The 17152-nt window shown below is 29.1% G+C and carries 12 protein-coding genes; 4 read left to right on the forward strand and 8 right to left on the reverse strand.

Features of this window, described 5'->3' with window-relative positions; genetic code table 11:
* Nucleotides 1-260: 260 nt before the first annotated feature.
* Entirely contained in the window at nucleotides 261-959 is a 699-nt protein-coding gene (locus tag R3342_RS09625; RefSeq protein ID WP_318939824.1) for a DUF4294 domain-containing protein, read from the reverse strand.
* A gap of 219 nt (nucleotides 960-1178) precedes the next feature.
* Between R3342_RS09625 and R3342_RS09630 the strand changes: the two genes are divergently transcribed.
* The 4 genes from R3342_RS09630 (at nucleotide 1179) to R3342_RS09645 (ending at nucleotide 5759) form a co-directional block, all read left to right on the forward strand.
* A complete protein-coding gene (locus R3342_RS09630) occupies nucleotides 1179-2270 on the forward strand; it encodes a M42 family metallopeptidase (protein ID WP_318939825.1) in 1092 nt (363 codons plus the stop codon).
* Nucleotides 2270-3043, forward strand: coding sequence for a lysophospholipid acyltransferase family protein (locus tag R3342_RS09635; RefSeq protein WP_318939826.1), 774 nt, complete (start codon nucleotides 2270-2272; stop codon nucleotides 3041-3043). The genes R3342_RS09630 and R3342_RS09635 overlap by 1 nt, the downstream gene beginning before the upstream one ends.
* Nucleotides 3044-3180: 137 nt before the next feature.
* Nucleotides 3181-5097, forward strand: a complete 1917-nt coding sequence (locus R3342_RS09640) for a DUF294 nucleotidyltransferase-like domain-containing protein (protein WP_318939827.1) — start codon at nucleotides 3181-3183, stop codon at nucleotides 5095-5097.
* Nucleotides 5094-5759 carry a 3'-5' exonuclease gene (locus tag R3342_RS09645; protein WP_318939828.1) on the forward strand — a complete coding sequence of 222 codons (666 nt, stop codon included), beginning with the start codon at nucleotides 5094-5096 and terminating at the stop codon, nucleotides 5757-5759. The genes R3342_RS09640 and R3342_RS09645 overlap by 4 nt, the downstream gene beginning before the upstream one ends.
* Before the next feature lie 89 nt (nucleotides 5760-5848).
* Here the strand turns inward: R3342_RS09645 and R3342_RS09650 are convergent, their stop codons facing one another.
* The 7 genes from R3342_RS09650 to R3342_RS09680 form a co-directional block, all read right to left on the reverse strand.
* The gene (locus R3342_RS09650; RefSeq protein WP_318939829.1) at nucleotides 5849-6625 is read right to left on the reverse strand and encodes a TlpA disulfide reductase family protein; all 777 of its coding nucleotides are present in this window, start codon (nucleotides 6623-6625) and stop codon (nucleotides 5849-5851) included.
* 125 nt (nucleotides 6626-6750) lie between these two features.
* The gene (gene acs, locus R3342_RS09655) at nucleotides 6751-10575 is read right to left on the reverse strand and encodes an acetate--CoA ligase (protein ID WP_318939830.1); all 3825 of its coding nucleotides are present in this window, start codon (nucleotides 10573-10575) and stop codon (nucleotides 6751-6753) included.
* 7 nt (nucleotides 10576-10582) lie between these two features.
* Nucleotides 10583-10945: a response regulator gene (locus R3342_RS09660; RefSeq protein ID WP_318939831.1), complete on the reverse strand. Its 363-nt coding sequence runs from the start codon at nucleotides 10943-10945 to the stop codon at nucleotides 10583-10585.
* A 1-nt stretch (nucleotide 10946) separates the two neighbouring features.
* Nucleotides 10947-13577 carry a sensor histidine kinase gene (locus tag R3342_RS09665; RefSeq protein WP_318939832.1) on the reverse strand — a complete coding sequence of 877 codons (2631 nt, stop codon included), beginning with the start codon at nucleotides 13575-13577 and terminating at the stop codon, nucleotides 10947-10949.
* Nucleotides 13578-13846: 269 nt separating this feature from the next.
* Nucleotides 13847-15538, reverse strand: a complete 1692-nt coding sequence (locus tag R3342_RS09670; RefSeq protein WP_318939833.1) for a sodium:solute symporter family protein — start codon at nucleotides 15536-15538, stop codon at nucleotides 13847-13849.
* A gap of 24 nt (nucleotides 15539-15562) precedes the next feature.
* Nucleotides 15563-15817, reverse strand: coding sequence for a DUF4212 domain-containing protein (locus tag R3342_RS09675; protein ID WP_318939834.1), 255 nt, complete (start codon nucleotides 15815-15817; stop codon nucleotides 15563-15565).
* A 21-nt stretch (nucleotides 15818-15838) separates the two neighbouring features.
* The gene (locus R3342_RS09680) at nucleotides 15839-17065 is read right to left on the reverse strand and encodes a hypothetical protein (protein ID WP_318939835.1); all 1227 of its coding nucleotides are present in this window, start codon (nucleotides 17063-17065) and stop codon (nucleotides 15839-15841) included.
* Nucleotides 17066-17152 lie beyond the last annotated feature (87 nt).

The raw sequence follows: 17152 nt of genomic DNA on the forward strand, positions 1-17152 counted from the left end.
TGAAGTTTTTTTACCCTATCTATGTTCCTGATCGTATCGCTAAACCGTCTCCTTATTAGCGGTGGCAAATGTAATACTCTTTTTCTATTCCCTACAACTTTTTTAAACCTTTTTTTTATTACTTTTTTGAAAAAAGGAATAATCTTCTGTTTTTTAAACAGTTAGTTTACATAAAAAAATCATCTAGGGTAAATTCCCGAAATTTGGGGAGACTAATTTAGTCTATTTATTTGAATTACACAATATGGTAATTAATAAAATTAGTTCTTTTTTACAGCTGATTTTGGTGAAATAATCTTTTTTTCACTTAAGTCAAGATAATTGAAATTTAATTTTGATGGTTGTTCTTCTAATACTCCATCAATAAAAGCTCTTTGTAAAATGTCTTCAATTAAATAATCTTCTTTATTATTTGCAGGATCGTAAATAGATTTTAAAGATAGTTTAAAAAGTTTTGCTGTGGTATTATACCAAAAAGCTTTCCAACCACTTCGTAAATTTTTCACTAATTGGAATGCAGTTTCCCCTGTTTGTCTATATATTAATTTAATAAGTATACGTCCTTCTGTTCTTGTTAATTTTTTTAATTGGTTGGTAAACTCCCCTTCCATATATTTTTGGATGAGTTTTGTATATTTCTTTTTTTGTCTTTTAGATTTTATTTTTGATAATCTTTCATTTAAAACGGCAAGACGTTCTGCGCCCAATTTAGCATAAGGATATGCTTTTATTACTTTTTTTCTAAACCAAAAATAATAGCGTCTTTCGTAATCTGTTTTAAATTTTAGTTTTTTAAGTAATTGTACTTCGTTTAATTTTATTAATAAAGTATCACCTTTAAATACAATGTATTTTTCACTTAATGGTATAGAGTCTGTTTTAGTTTCTTCTTGCGAAAAACCAAAACTACTTGTTAAAATCACCAAAAAGGTTAAAATATATTTATACTTTAATATCAATTTTTATACTTATATATAAGGTAACAAAGTTACACATATTTTAATTTTTAGTAACATAAATTATACTATATAATAAAGATGTATAACTTGTAACAATATTCTTTTTTTGTTTTCTAAAAAAAAACACAAAACAAATAGCATAACCTAAAAGGAAACACCCAAATAAATATTTTTGTAATGAATAAAACATCCGTATTTTTGACACAAATTTAAAATGACATGAGCAAAACTAAAACCATACTTAATAAAAAGTCAATAGATTTTTTAGAGAAATACTTAAATAACGCTGCCCCAACTGGACACGAAAAAGAAGGTCAAAAAATTTGGATGAATTATTTAAAACCTTATGTAGATACTTTTATTACAGATAGCTACGGAACAGCTGTTGGAGTTATTAATCCTGATGCTAAATTTAAAGTGGTAATTGAAGGTCATGCGGATGAAATTTCATGGTATGTAAATTACATTACTCCTGAAGGTATTATTTATGTAATTAGAAATGGCGGAAGTGACCATCAAATTGCACCATCAAAAGTGGTAAATATTCATACAAAAAAAGGAATTGTAAAAGGTGTTTTTGGCTGGCCAGCTATTCATACACGTTTAAAAGGAAAAGAAGAAACTCCTAAATTAGAAAATATTTTTATTGATGCAGGATGTAAATCTAAAGAAGAAGTTGAAAAATTAGGTATACATGTAGGTTGTGTTATTACATATCCTGATGAATTCTTTATCCTAAACAAAAGTAATTTTGTTTGCAGAGCTTTAGATAATAGAATGGGTGGATTTATGATTGCTGAAGTTGCTCGTTTATTAAAAGAAAACAAAGTTAAACTACCTTTTGGATTGTACATTACTAATTCTGTTCAAGAAGAAATTGGTTTGCGTGGTGCAGAAATGATTACTCAAACTATTAAACCAAATTTAGCAATTGTAACAGACGTTTGCCATGATACTACAACACCTATGATTGATAAAAAGAAAGAAGGTGAGACTAAATCGGGTGACGGGCCAGTTATAAGCTATGCTCCAGCAGTACAAAATAAATTAAGAGAATTAATTGTAGAAACTGCGGTAACTAAAAAAATACCTTTTCAACGTATGGCATCATCTCGTTCAACAGGTACAGATACTGATGCTTTTGCTTATAGTAATGGAGGAGTTCCTTCTGCATTAATTTCATTAGCACTACGCTATATGCATACCACAGTTGAAATGGTTGATAAAAATGACGTTGAAAATGTTATTAAACTAATTTACGAAACGTTAATACAAATTAAAGGAAACGAATCTTTTAGTTATTTTGATTAATGAAAATAGTAAAATATCTATTAGGTATAACTAGACTTTTATTATTTGCTATAATGACTTCCACCATTTTTGGATGGTTATTATTTACCAATTTATTTATTTCATCGGAGGTAAAGAAATTAAAACGAGGGATCCTTTATAGAAGATTTATCATTAGAAATTTAATAGTTTTATTAGGAAGTAAAATAATAACATACGGTAAAGTACCAACACAATCAGGTTTAATAATCTCTAATCATAGAACATATTTTGATTCTATAGTTATTTTGCAACATATTTTAGCGTACCCAATTGCAAAAATAGAACTTGCATCATGGCCTTTAGTTGGAGATGTTTGTAAAACTACCGGAGTTATTTTTGTTAAAAGAGAAGATAAATCAAGTAGAAAAGACACTTTACAAAAAGCTCAATCTATTCTTAAAAATGGTTTTTCTATTTTAAACACTCCTGAAGGTACAACTCACATAGAGCCAACAACCATAGCATTTAAACCTGGAGCTTTTAAATTAGCTGCTCAACTTAATGTTCCTGTAATACCAATTGCTATTGATTATAAACTTTTAAGTGATGCTTGGATTGGTGACGATACTTTTTTACCTCATTTTATTCGTTGCTTTGGTAAATGGAGAACGGAAATTAAAATAAGTTATTTACCTCCTATTTATGGAGATGATCCTGAAGAATTAATAAAAAAATCAAAAGAATCTATTGATAATGAATTAATTAGATTCCGAAAAGATTGGGATTTAAAGGATAAAGCCACTAAAAATTAATTTTAGTGGCTTTATTTTTATACTAATATCTAATCTATCTTCTCATAAATTAAACATAACAAATTATACAATTTTTATAAGCACTTAAATGTTGCTATAAATTAGTAACTTTAAAGCCAATCATTGTATTTATAGTTATGAAAAACACTATTGCTGAACGAATTTTTGATTTTTTAAAAAACTTCCCTCCTTTTGATATTTTAGAAAAGGAACAATTATTCAAAATTTCTTCCAATGTAAAAGTAACTTATATAGAAAATAATTCCTTTGTTTTTAAACAAGATGAACTTCCTCACAAAAATTTTTACATTGTTAAAGATGGAGCAATTGGTTTGTACAGAACTATGGATACTGATCAAATTTTAGTAGATATTTGTGACGAAGGAGATATTTTTGGTTTGCGCCCGTTAATACAAAACGACCATTATTTAATGAGTGCTAAAGCAAATGAAGAATCTATTTTATACGCTATATCTGTAGAACTTTTAAAAGAAATAATAAAAACCAACGAAAAAGCAAATAAATATATTATTGCAAGTTTTTCAACCAATATTAAAACTCCTTACGCAAAAACAAACAACGGACAATTATTTGCAAATATAGACGCCATAAATAAAAATAGTACTTTCACTGAAGTTCAAACTGCTCAGTTTAGTAAAAACCCTGTTACCTGCTTAAAAGATGCTACTATTAAAGAAGCCGCTCAAATAATGAGTTCAAAAAGAGTTGGTTCTATATTAATTGTTGAAGATAAAAATCCAATTGGTATAATTACCGATAAAGATTTACGCTTAAAAATAGCTACAGGATTAGTATCTATTGAACAAAAAGTTACAGAAATTATGACCTCACCTGTAATTACTTTTCCTCAAAAAATCACCATTGCAGAAGCACAAATTGCAATGATAAAACACAAAATCACCCATTTATGTATTACCAAAAATGGTAAAACTAATTCTGAACTTGTTGGAATTTTATCAGAACACGATATTGTTGTACTACATGGAAATAATCCTTCGGTTTTAATTAAAGAGTTAAAACGCGCTAAAAATGTACAAACTTTAAAATATATTAGAGAAAAAACTTCTGATTTACTTAAAGGATACATTGAACAAAACATACCAATCACATTTATTTCAAAAATTATTTCAGAAATTACAGATGCTATAACCATAAAAGCTATTGAATTATCTTTAGATGAAATGGATAATAAACCTCCGGTAAAATATAGTTGGTTAGCACTCGGAAGTCAAGGTAGAAAAGAACAACTTTTAATTACCGATCAAGATAATGCTTTAGTTTTTGAAGATGTTTCAAAAGCCGATTACTTAAAAACAAAAAATTATTTTTTAAAATTATCTAAAAAAGTTACTGAAAAATTAAATATGGTTGGTTTTGAGTTTTGTCCGGCAGAAATGATGGCAAGTAATCCTAAATGGTGTTTATCACTTACCGAATGGAAAAAACAATTTAACACTTGGATTACCAAACCTACCGATGATGCCGTAATGATGTGTACCATATTTTTTGATTATAATTTAGTCTATGGCGATAAAGAATTAGTCACCAAAATGTCCAAAAGTATCTTTAACTCTATTAATTCTTATGAAATATTCTTAAATTTTTTAGGAAGAAATGCGTTAAGGAATCCTACTCCACTTGGTTTTTTTAGACAATTTTTAGTAGAACACGATGGAAAACATAAAGATCAATTCGATTTAAAAAGTAGAGCATTAATGCCTCTAATTGATGCTGCTCGTTTAATCATTCTATCACATAATATAAAAGATAAAAACAATACAATTTCTCGGTTTAAAAAATTAGCAAAGGTTGAGCCACAAAACAAAAATTTATATCTTTCATGTGCTGATGCTTTCAAAATTTTGCTGCATTATAGAACGGAACAAGGTTTAAAAAACAACAACTCTGGAAGGTATATTGAATTAAATACTTTAACCAAATCTGAAAAATTAAAATTAAAAGGATGCTTTAAACCTATAAAAGACATACAAGAACTTTTAAATATTCGATATAACTTAGCTCAAATGATGTGATTTTTTCATGGTTTACATACAAACATTATCCAGATTTTTGGAAAGCTTACGTAAAAAAGTTTAAACAAAAACAACCAAATACAATAGAATCAACTCGTTTTGTGGTTTTTGATACCGAAACTACAGGTTTAAATATTTCTTCAGATAGAATTTTGTCTATTGGAGCTATTCGCATTTTTAACAATAGCATTAATGTTTCTGAAAGTTTTGAAATATACTTAAAACAAGAAGAATTTAAAATTGAATCTGTAGAAATTCATGGCATATTAAAAGAAGGAAACCTGATTAAACAAACTGAAAAAGAAGCTATTAAAAATTTTGTAAACTATATAGAAAATTCAGTATTAATAGCTCATCATACAGCTTTTGACATTGAAATGATTAACGCTGCATTAAAAAGGATGAAGCTGCCAAAACTTAAAAATAAAACTATAGATACAGGGATTCTATACAAAAAAATAAAAGGTAAAAAAGACAATCATTTTAACTTAGATATTTTATGTGATGAATTTAATATTCCTAAACATGACAGGCATACTTCTTCAGGAGATGCTTTTATAACCGCACTTTTATTCTTAAAAATTATTGCAAAACTTAAAACAGAACGAACGATTCATTATTCTGATTTGTTTAGGGCTAATGAAAAAAATGGACTTTTATAAAATAATGAATTTTACAAACAATATTAGTTCTGTTTTTTAATCTAAAATGTTTACCACTTCAAATTTTCATATTTTTATTAATTAATAATTCATTCAGTAACTAATTTTTCGATTTCTTCTACTAATTTATCTACACTTTTACCATCATTTCCTGTAGATAAATATCTTATTACACCATTTTTATCTACAATTATATTCTTAGGTATAGATCCATTAGCGTATTTATTCCATATTATTTTTGAATGATCAAAACCTACATTAAACTCAATTCCACGTTTTTTTAAATAAACCATTTTATTTTTTACAATTTGTTGATCTTGACCTATTGCAATTGGAAGAAAAACAAAATTTTGATTTTTAAAAGGCACTAAAATTTTTGAAGGAATTTCGTAAAACTCTCTAATGCAGGGAGCACACCAAGTAGCCCAAAAATTTAATAAAACAACTTTCCCTCTTAATTCATATAGATTAACCAAAGTACCATCAATCATTTTTACATTAAAATCAATAGATTTACTTCCTATTTTTACAAAATACTCATTCTTAATTTTTTCACTTTTGCCATGCACAACAGGTAAATTCTGAGCTTTTTTATTACTCATTTCAAGTTTAGAATAAAGTTCAATTAGAATTATAAATTCCTTTGCCGTAATTTTATCGTTAAATTTTTTCTTTAATTCTAAATATTTTTCTTCATTTACACCATTTAGCATTTTCTTTATATACCCTTTTTGAGCATATTCTTCTACTTTCTCTTTAGTAACAATCTCTCCATTTACAATAAAAATTGGATCTGTTTGTACCTTATTTTGGGAATAAACTGTATGAATTAGTAACACAACAACAAGTAAAAATATATTTTTCATATTTTATATTTAATAATGTGCAAATATACTAACTATTTTTATAGTTGTACAACTATAAAAATAGTTTTTTATAAAAAATGCTCCCTAAACTTAGAGAACATTTTATATTTTAATTAGAAATAAAATTATTTAACCAGTGATCCCTTCATAATTGCTTCAACCACATCAGGATTTAATAATGTTGAAATATCACCTAAGTTAGAAGTTTCATTTTCAGCTATTTTTCTTAAAATTCTACGCATTATTTTACCTGAACGTGTTTTTGGTAATCCAGGAACGAATTGAATTTTATCTAATTTAGCTATTGGACCAATGGTACGTGCAATTAATTCATTTATTTCATGACGTAAAAAGTCATCATTTTCTGGTTTTTCGTAAACAATAACATAAGCATATAAAGCATTTCCTTTTATATCATGAGGAAAACCAACTATCGCAGATTCAACAACGTTACTATGTTCATTAATAACATTTTCAATTGGAGCAGTTCCTAAATTATGACCAGAAACTATAACAACATCATCTACTCTACCTGTTATTCTGTAGTTTCCTTCTAAATCTCTAAATGAACCATCTCCTGTAAAATATTTGCCAGGGAAAGCTGTAAAATAAGTTTCTTTGTACCTTTTATGATCTCCATAAATAGTTCTAGCTATGGAAGGCCAAGGATATTTTATACATAATTTACCTTCGGCAGGGTTAGTATTTGCTTCCTCGCCATCATCTTTAATTAAACATGGTTGAATACCAGGCAAAGGACGAGTAGCAAAAGTTGGTTTTGTTGGTGTAACTCCTCCTAATGGAGAAATCATTATTCCTCCTGTTTCTGTTTGCCACCAAGTATCTACAATTGGAGATTTTTGTTTTCCAATTTTCTCATCATACCAGTGCCAGGCCTCTTCATTAATTGGTTCTCCTACAGTTCCTAAAACTTTAATAGAACTTAAATCATGTTTTTCAATCAGCTCATTTGGTTGTGCTGCTAAAGCTCTAATTGCTGTTGGTGCAGTATAGAATTGATTAACTTTATATTTTTCAACAATTTGCCAAAAACGACCATAATCTGGATAAGAAGGAACACCTTCAAACATTAATGTAGTTGCTCCTGCAGCTAAAGGTCCATAAACAATATAAGAGTGACCTGTAATCCAACCAATATCTGCAGTACAAAAATAAACATCTCCATGAGTGTATTGAAAAACATTTTTAAAACTATATGCGGTGTGTACCATATAACCTGCACAAGTATGAACCATACCTTTAGGTTTACCTGTTGAACCGGAAGTATATAATATAAACAACATATCTTCTGCATCCATTTCTTCGGCAGGACACATGGCATCCACTTTTGCTAATTCTTCATGCCACCAAACATCACGACCTGCTTTCATAGTTACATCAGAATTAATTCTGTTTAGCACTATGGAAGTTTTTATGGTTGGACAAGTTTCTAGAGCTTCGTCTGCAATCTTTTTTAAATCTACTGCTTTACTTCCTCTAAAAACACCATCTGAAGTTAATAAAACATTACATTTTGCATCATTAATTCTTGTGGATAAAGCAACTGAAGAAAATCCTGCAAAGACAACAGAATGGACAGCACCAATACGAGCACAAGCTAAAAGAGCAATTGCTAATTCAGGCACCATTGGCATATACACACAAACTCTATCTCCTTTTTCTACTCCATTGTTTTTTAAAACATTAGCAAACCTACAAACCTCAGCATGCAACTCTTTATAGGTTAACGTTCTATTTTTTTCTGTAGGATTATTTGGTTCCCAAATAATAGCTAAATCATCTCCTCTTTTATCTAAATGACGATCTAAACAGTTTTCAGTTATATTTAATTTTGCACCTTTAAACCATTCAAATTTTGGAGTTTCCCAATCATATTCAACCACTTTATCCCATTTTTTACGCCAAGTAAATGTATCTGCAATTTGGCTCCAAAAACCTTCAGGATCATTAACGCTATATTGATACGATTTATAGTATTTTATAAATGAATCTATTTTTAGGTCTTCTAAAGTTTCTTTTTCTTCTTCAGTAGCATGTTCAAATATTCCTATTTTATGAAGTTTAAACTCATGTGTAATTTCATTAATAATTTCTGGATCGTCTATTGTTGATGGAATTGTATATTCTACTCCATCTGCAATATTTCTTAATAATTTTCGTAAAATTTTTCCAGAACGAGTTTTAGGTAACCTATTAACAATTAGTACTTTTTTTAATGAAGCTACCGGACCAATTTGTTTTCTAACTTCTTGTACAATATTATATTCTAACTCAAAACTAGATACATAATCTCCTGATTTTAAAACAACTAAAGCCAATGGGACTTGTCCTTTTAACTGGTTTTCAATTCCAAAAACCGCACATTCTGCTACAGAAGGATTTGAAGAAACAACTTCTTCCATTTCTGAAGTTGACAATCTATGACCGGCTACATTAATTACATCATCCACACGACCTGTAATAAATACATAACCATCATCATCAATATAACCTCCATCTCCAGAAAAATAATATCCTGGGAATTTCTTTAAGTAACCTTCAATAAATCGTTCTGTATTTCCCCAAATGTTTACTAAAGTTCCTGGTGGCATAGGTAATTTAACTGCAACTAAACCTTCTTCATTTGGACCTAATTGTTTTCCTTCAGTATTTAATATTTGAATATCATAACCTCCAACAGGCTTTGCTGCTGAACCTGGTTTAACTTCTAATTCTTCAACTCCCATCATATTTGACAACATTGGCCAACCTGATTCTGTTTGCCACCAATGATCAATTATAGGAATATTTAATTTTTCTTGTAACCACTGCAAAGTAGCTGCATCGCAACGTTCACCTGCTAAAAATTGATATTTTAGACAACTTAAATCGTACATTGCCATTAATTCTCCATCAGGATCTTCCTTCTTAATTGCTCTAATAGCTGTTGGAGCAGTAAACATAACTTTTACATTATTTTCACTAATAATTCTCCAAAAAGTACTAGCATCAGGAGTTTTTATTGGTTTTCCTTCAAAAACAATAGTAGTATTTCTATTTAATAATGGTCCATAAACAATATAACTATGCCCAACTACCCAACCAACATCTGATGCCGCCCAGTAAGTATCTCCTTCTTCAACTCCATAAATATATTTCATTGAATATTTTAAAGCAGTAGCATAACCACCTGTATCTCGTAAAATACCTTTAGGTTTTCCTGTAGTTCCTGAGGTGTATAAAATATACAAAGGATCGGTAGAATTCATTTCAACACAATCCACTGGTTCAGAATTTTTAACCAATTTTTTATAGCTAATATATCTGTCTGTTTTAGGATTAACAGCTCCTAAATTACGCTTATATACAATTACTTTATCTGGTTTATGAGTTGCCTTTGAAATAGCTTCATCTACAAGAGGTTTATAGGCTATTAATCTATCTACTTCCATTCCTGAAGTTGCTGTAATAATAGCTTTTGGCTTACAATCATCTATCCTAATAGCTAATTCATGTGGTGCAAAACCACCAAAAACAACCGAATGAATTGCTCCAATACGGGCACAAGCCAGCATACTAAATGCTGCATGTGGAATCATTGGCATATAAATAATTACAGTATCTCCTTTTTTAACGCCTAAATTTCTAAGTCCACCTGCAAGTCTTTCAACTTGACGCTTAACATCATTGTATGTATATTCAACTCTTTGTTGTGTTACAGGAGAATCATAAATAATAGCTGTTTTTTCGCCATAACCATCTTCCACATGTTTATCTACGGCTAAATAACAGATATTTAATTTTCCATCTGCAAACCATTGATCAAAACCATTTTCATCTTTAGATAAAATAGTGGTTGGTTTTTTATACCATTTTAATTCGTTAGCCTGATTTCTCCAAAATTCTTCTGGATTATTAATACTCTGATTATAATGTTTTTGGTAACTCATAATTATTTTATTTTAATAATGATTTAACTTCTTTTACTAATTTTTTTGTTGAAAATGGTTTTGATATATATTTATCAGCTCCTAATTTCAATCCAAGTTCTATATCTGAAAGTTTATTTTTTGCCGAAAGAAAAATGACTTTAATATTTTTTAAATTATCATTTTCTTTTAAAAACTTTAATACTTGATATCCATCAACATTAGGCATCATTATATCTAATAAAATGATATCTGGTATTTTAAGTTTTGCTATTTCTATAGCTTCTGATCCATCACGAGCTATATATACTTCAAAATTTTCTTTTGAAAATACATATTCTAACGACATTACAATGTTAGGTTCATCATCAACTATTAATATTTTTTGCATATTAATTTAAATTTATAGGTAGTGTAAATGTAATTCTTGCGCCATGAGGTTTTATATTTTGTGCCCAAATTTTACCATTATGGCTTTCTATTATTTGTTTACTAATTGCTAGCCCTAAACCGCTTCCCTTTGGTTTTAAAATGTTTTGGTTTTTGGATTGATAAAATTTATCAAAAATTAATGCTAATTCATCTTCTCCAATACCTTTTCCATTATCTTCTACAGATACTTCAACAGTTTTTTTATTTACATAAGTAAATACTGAAACTACTCCATTTTTCTCCTGAGAAAATTTAATGGCATTTGATAACATATTAATTAATACTTGCTGTATTCTATCTTCATCATAAAATAGTTCTGCATCATTTAAACCTTCATAATTTATTTTTATATCTTTTTTTACTGCCAACTGTGCAACAGAATCAATAGATTTAAAAATTGTGTTTTTAATAAAGTTATTATTCAGCTCTAATTTTTCTTTTCCAGTAGCTAATTTTTCTAAATCTAAAATATTGTTTATAAGTCTACTAACTCTATCACTTTCTCCAACAATACTATTTAAAAACTTTGTTTTTGTTTCAAACTCTATATCTTTATTGTCTAATAAAATTTCAGAAAGTGCTCTTATTGAGGTTATTGGAGTTTTTAATTCGTGTGCTACAGCATCTAAAAATTCATCTTTTTGTTTATCTTTTTCTTTTAGTTCCTTATTAGATTCTTTTGCTTTTTGAGTTTCATCTAAAATTTTTAATACTTCAGGTAAACTAATTTCTTCTTCTTTTACTACAGAAGAAATTAATATTCTAGAAGAAGCACTACCAATACTTCCTGTTAATAATTTTTCAGAAAAGTTCACCAATCTAGCATCTGCAAGCTGGGTATTTTTATTGATGTTATACTTCATATAAAACAAGTTCAAAGCCCTTTCAGTTCTACGTTCACCTAAAAATCGAGTTAGTACTTTTCTTATATCTTTTACGTATGCTTTTCCTTTCCATATGTAAGCATCTTCATGTAACAACGCATATTTACTACTATCTACAAACATTTCTGCAAAATTTCGTTCTCTATAATTTCCAACAATAGAAACTGAATAAATAGTATAGGTAAAAATGTTAAAAAATAAACTCCAAAAAAACGCATGTGGAACTGGTTCTAAAAATTGAATTCCAAAAAGCTGATCTGGTTTTAATATACCAATTCCAAATAATCCCTCATTTATAAATGATGACGAAATAAGTTGTGAATCAATAGTAAAAGGAATTACTAAAGTATAAACAGTAATAATAACACCTACAATTAAACCATATTTAGCACCTCTAGCTGATCCTCTTCTCCAAAATAAACCTCCAAAAAATGATGGTGCTAATTGAGCAATTAAAACAAAGGAAATTAATCCGATAGAAACTAATGTTCTATCTAAAGTAAAACTTTTATAGAAAAAATATGCCAATATTATTAATGAAAATATAGATATTCTTCTAATTATTTTAATAGATACTGTATTTTTTTTGGACTCTCCTCTACTAAACTTATTTAAAAATCCATATGGAATAATTAAATTATTACTTAACATTGTTGATAAAGAAAGCGTAGAAATAACCACCATTGATATAGCTGCAGAAAATCCTCCTAAAAAAACTAATAGAGCTAAAATTTCATGGCCATTAATTAGTGGTAACATTAATGTAAATAAATCTGCATCAACTTGTTGACCTTTAAAAAATACATTTCCTCCCCAAGCTATAAAAATTACAAAAATGTTAAATAATAGAAGATATAAAGGAAATAGCCAGGTTACTTTACTTAAATATTTTTCTCTTTCATTTTCAACAACAGTTACCTGAAATTGTCTAGGTAATAACATTATTGCTATCATAGACAATAAACTTAAAAAGAACCAGTTAAACCCTCCTTCTAAACCTCCAATTGTATGTTGAACTTTAAAATTCGGCAATATTGAAGCTTGATTGTAAATATCTGTAGGCCCATTAAACAAATAAAATGTAACATAAACCCCTATTACTAAAAAGAAAACCAATTTAATAATTGATTCTAATGCAACTGCCGTTATTATACCTTTATGACGTTCAGTTGCATCTGTATGTTGTGTTCCAAAAAATGCAGCAAAAATTGCTAATAAAATTGCTATATAAAAAGTAGTATCAAAAATTATATAATTAGATGTAATTTTATGATTTGTTATTACATTAAAAGTTTCTGAAATTGCTTTTAATTGTAACGAAATGTAAGGAACAATTGCTAAAACACATACCAAAGTTACTAAGGCTCCTAAAAAACGATCATTGCCATATCGAAGCGAAATAAAATCGGCTAATGAAGAAATTTTATTTCCTTTTGAAATTTTAATAATTTTTCTCATTAAAATTATCCAGCTAGGAATAATAATAACTGGACCTAAATAAATAGTTAAAAACTTTAAACCTGAAGTCGCTGCTAACCCAACACTTCCATAATAAGTCCAAGCTGTACAATATACAGCTAATGATAATGCATAAACGTAGGGATTGTTAACCCATTTACTTTTTGAGTTTTTTTCTGCCCAATATGCTACATAAAAAATAGCGGACAAATAAACTATAATAATAAATATTACTAAAAAGCTACTCATAATACTTCTTTAAAATAATATATGAGATTACTATAGTTAACATCCAAATAAAAAAAATGTAAAAATAAATTAATGGGAAACCTAAAATTTCTAAAGTATTATTAAAAATAAGAATAATAGGTATATTAAATAAACACAATAATAATATTGATAATACAATTAATTTTTGTTGGTGTCGTTTTTTCACAATTTAAAATTTGAATTTTAAATATAATAAAAACAGCACTAATAGTTTAAGTCTAGTGCTGCTTTTATTTGCAAGCTATTTACTAATGTCCATTTGCTTCACCAGCTCCAGATGGAATTCTGATGTGTTCTACTATTTCCTGAACTTTTTGTGGAGGTGCCGTAGTTAACCTTGAAACTACTATTGAAACTACAAAGTTGACTATCATTGCAACAGTTCCAAAACCTTCAGGCGATATTCCAAACCACCACTCGCTAGAAGGAGGTAATTCTCCAATCCAACCAAGTTTGTATTTTGCCATATAATAAAACATTAAGGTTAAACCTACTATCATACCGGAAACTGCTCCTTCTTTATTCATCCTTTTATCAAAAATTCCTAATAAAATTGCAGGGAAAAATGATGCAGCAGCTAATCCAAAAGCAAGAGCAACTACTGCGGCGACAAACCCGGGTGGATTAATTCCAAAATACCCAGCAACACAAACTGCTACAAACGCACTTAAACGAGCTGCAACTAATTCACCTTTTTCAGAAATGTCTGGTTTTATTATTTTCTTAAATAAATCATGAGAGATAGACGAAGCAATAACTAATAATAGTCCTGCAGCTGTTGATAATGCTGCGGCTAAACCTCCAGCTCCAACTAATGCTACTACCCAATTAGGTAATTTAGCTATCTCTGGATTAGCTAATACCATAATATCTCTATCTATTTTTAATTCGTTTTTCTTTTTATTTGCAACATATTGCACTACACCATCGCCATTTTTATCATCAAATTTTAATAATCCTGTTTTCTCCCAGTTATTAAACCATTGAGGTAATTCACTATATTTTGTATTACTAACTGTTTCAATTAAATTAGTTCTCGCAAAAACAGCTACTGCTGGAACTGTTGTATAAAGTATTGCGATAAATAACAATGCCCAACCTGCAGAAACACGTGCATCTTTAACTTTTGGAACTGTAAAAAATCTAACAATTACATGTGGTAACCCAGCGGTACCTACCATTAAAGCTGTTGTAATAGCAAATACATCAATCATCGATTTAGTACCTGATGTGTATTCAGAAAAACCAAGTTCTCTTTGCAATCCATCTAATTTATCTAATAAATATACACCATCATGTCCAGCACTTCCAAAGCCTAATTGCGGTATTGGATTACCTGTCATTTGAATAGATATAAATATTGCTGGTACCATAAAAGCAAATATTAATACACAGTATTGAGCAACTTGTGTATAGGTAATTCCTTTCATTCCTCCAAGAACTGCATAAAACAAAACAATTGCCATACCAATGTATACTCCAGTATTTATATCAACTTCTAAATAACGTGAAAACACAATTCCCACACCACGCATTTGACCTGCAACGTAAGTAAATGACACAATTAATGCTGCTATTACCGCAACAACTCTTGCTGTATTGGAATAATATCTATCCCCAATAAAATCTGGCACTGTAAATTTTCCAAACTTTCTTAAATATGGTGCTAAAAGTAATGCTAATAAAACATAACCTCCGGTCCAACCCATAAGGTAAACTGATCCATCATATCCAGTAAAGGATACAATTCCTGCAAGTGAAATAAATGATGCTGCCGACATCCAGTCTGCTGCTGTAGCCATACCATTCATAATTGGAGGAACTCCACCTCCTGCTACATAAAATTCTTTAGAAGATCCTGCTCTAGCCCAAATTGCAATTCCTATATATATTGCAAATGATATTCCAACAAGTATCCATGTCCATGTTAATATTCCCATGATATAATTTTTTTAATTAGTTAATTATTCGTCAACTCCATATTTTTTATCTAACCTATTCATCAATTTAACATAGACGAATATTAAAATAACAAACACATACATTGACCCTTGTTGTGCAAACCAAAAACCAAGTTTAAATCCACCTATTTTTATGGTATTCAATTGGTTTACTAGTAAAATTCCGAACACATAAGAAACTAAAAACCATATACTTAACAATATTGCTAAATAACCAAGATTTTCTTTCCAATATGCTTTCATGTTTTTGTTTGACATAATGTATATTTTTAATTTAAATTATAGATAAATCATAGCTTGTACGGTAAAAGTTCCGTTATCAGTACTACCAAATTTTTCTTTTTTATATTCTACCGTTATTTTAGAATTATGGCCACTCATATAAATATTTGTACCAATTCCGAAAACATTTCTATTATCATTAGTAGCATCGTATGAATTAGTTGCATAAGAAATATATGGTTGATATCTTGTTTTCGTTTTATCTCCTGCAATTACATAACCAGCATGTCCATAAACCATGCTTCCCGTACCATAAGCACTGTATAAATAGTTTTTTCCATAATCATTAGATTGGTAAGTAACATAAGCAGTTAAAGCGCTACCATCATCTCCAAGAGGAGTATCATAAAAAGCGTCAATAGCAAAAATACTTACATCTTGAGCTTGTAAATTACCTTGTAAATCCATTAAAACGGAACCGCTAGGATGTAGAAAAAATCCTGCGCCTACATTAAATACTTTTTTCCCTCCTAAATAAGAACCAACTTTAAACGGCAAAAAATTAGATTCTTGATCTAAAAATTGAAAATCAAAATAACCAGCATAAGCTTTACCTGCATCTCTAGATCCCAAAATACGCTTGCCTCCATAAACTGCAGGACCTCCCGCTTCTGGACTTCTTGTATCCAAACCATTTGTTATTGCATCGTTAATTGCTACTCTATACTGTAATTTACCAAATTTACCTTTTGCAAACACACCTATATGTCGAGCAAATTGGTCTGACAACCCAATTGTTGCCCAAGATTGTCTGTTATTATCTAAAGTCAGCATGTTTAAAGTACTCTGGTTGTTTAACCTTGAAATACCATTAAAATAATGTAACCCACCTCCTACAGATAAGTTTTTACTAAGGTTATACTGTACCCAAACATCATGAAAAAATAATTGAGCACCATCCCCTTTTCCAACAGGACTTAATGTTGAGCTATTTAAACTGTTTAACCCAAAATGAGTTAAAATCATAAACTTTTCATTGATTTGAGCAAACATTAAAATACGAGCTCTTCTCAAATTAAAATTGAGTCTGCTAGTATTATCCGATACATTATCATTATATGTACCTTGCACTTGAGCCCAAGAAATGAGCCTTAAATATTTAGAGCCGTCATCGTTGAATTTGACTTTTAATCCGCCGCTGTAATCTGGAGAACCTTGAGCAATTGCTAACTGAAATGATACTAAAAAAAGTATACAAGACAGCATTAGAAATCTTTTTTTCATAAATAGTTAAAGTTAAGTTAGTTAATACTTTGTGTTAAAAACGTTTAACCTTAACAAGATGAAAATAAATGTGTTTAATAAGAAATT

The sequence above is a fragment of the Lutibacter sp. genome (assembly GCF_033723435.1).
Lineage (GTDB): Bacteria > Bacteroidota > Bacteroidia > Flavobacteriales > Flavobacteriaceae > Lutibacter.

Bases quoted from the DNA above. Each gene is read 5' to 3' on its own strand.
- R3342_RS09630 (WP_318939825.1), top strand. From the start codon at position 1,179: ATGAGCAAAACTAAAACCATACTTAATAAAAAGTCAATAGATTTTTTA.
- R3342_RS09635 (WP_318939826.1), top strand. From the start codon at position 2,270: ATGAAAATAGTAAAATATCTATTAGGTATAACTAGACTTTTATTATTT.
- R3342_RS09640 (WP_318939827.1), top strand. From the start codon at position 3,181: ATGAAAAACACTATTGCTGAACGAATTTTTGATTTTTTAAAAAACTTC.
- R3342_RS09650 (WP_318939829.1), bottom strand. From the start codon at position 6,625: ATGAAAAATATATTTTTACTTGTTGTTGTGTTACTAATTCATACAGTT.
- acs (WP_318939830.1), bottom strand. From the start codon at position 10,575: ATGAGTTACCAAAAACATTATAATCAGAGTATTAATAATCCAGAAGAA.
- R3342_RS09660 (WP_318939831.1), bottom strand. From the start codon at position 10,945: ATGCAAAAAATATTAATAGTTGATGATGAACCTAACATTGTAATGTCG.
- R3342_RS09665 (WP_318939832.1), bottom strand. From the start codon at position 13,577: ATGAGTAGCTTTTTAGTAATATTTATTATTATAGTTTATTTGTCCGCT.
- R3342_RS09670 (WP_318939833.1), bottom strand. From the start codon at position 15,538: ATGGGAATATTAACATGGACATGGATACTTGTTGGAATATCATTTGCA.
- R3342_RS09675 (WP_318939834.1), bottom strand. From the start codon at position 15,817: ATGTCAAACAAAAACATGAAAGCATATTGGAAAGAAAATCTTGGTTAT.
- R3342_RS09680 (WP_318939835.1), bottom strand. From the start codon at position 17,065: ATGAAAAAAAGATTTCTAATGCTGTCTTGTATACTTTTTTTAGTATCA.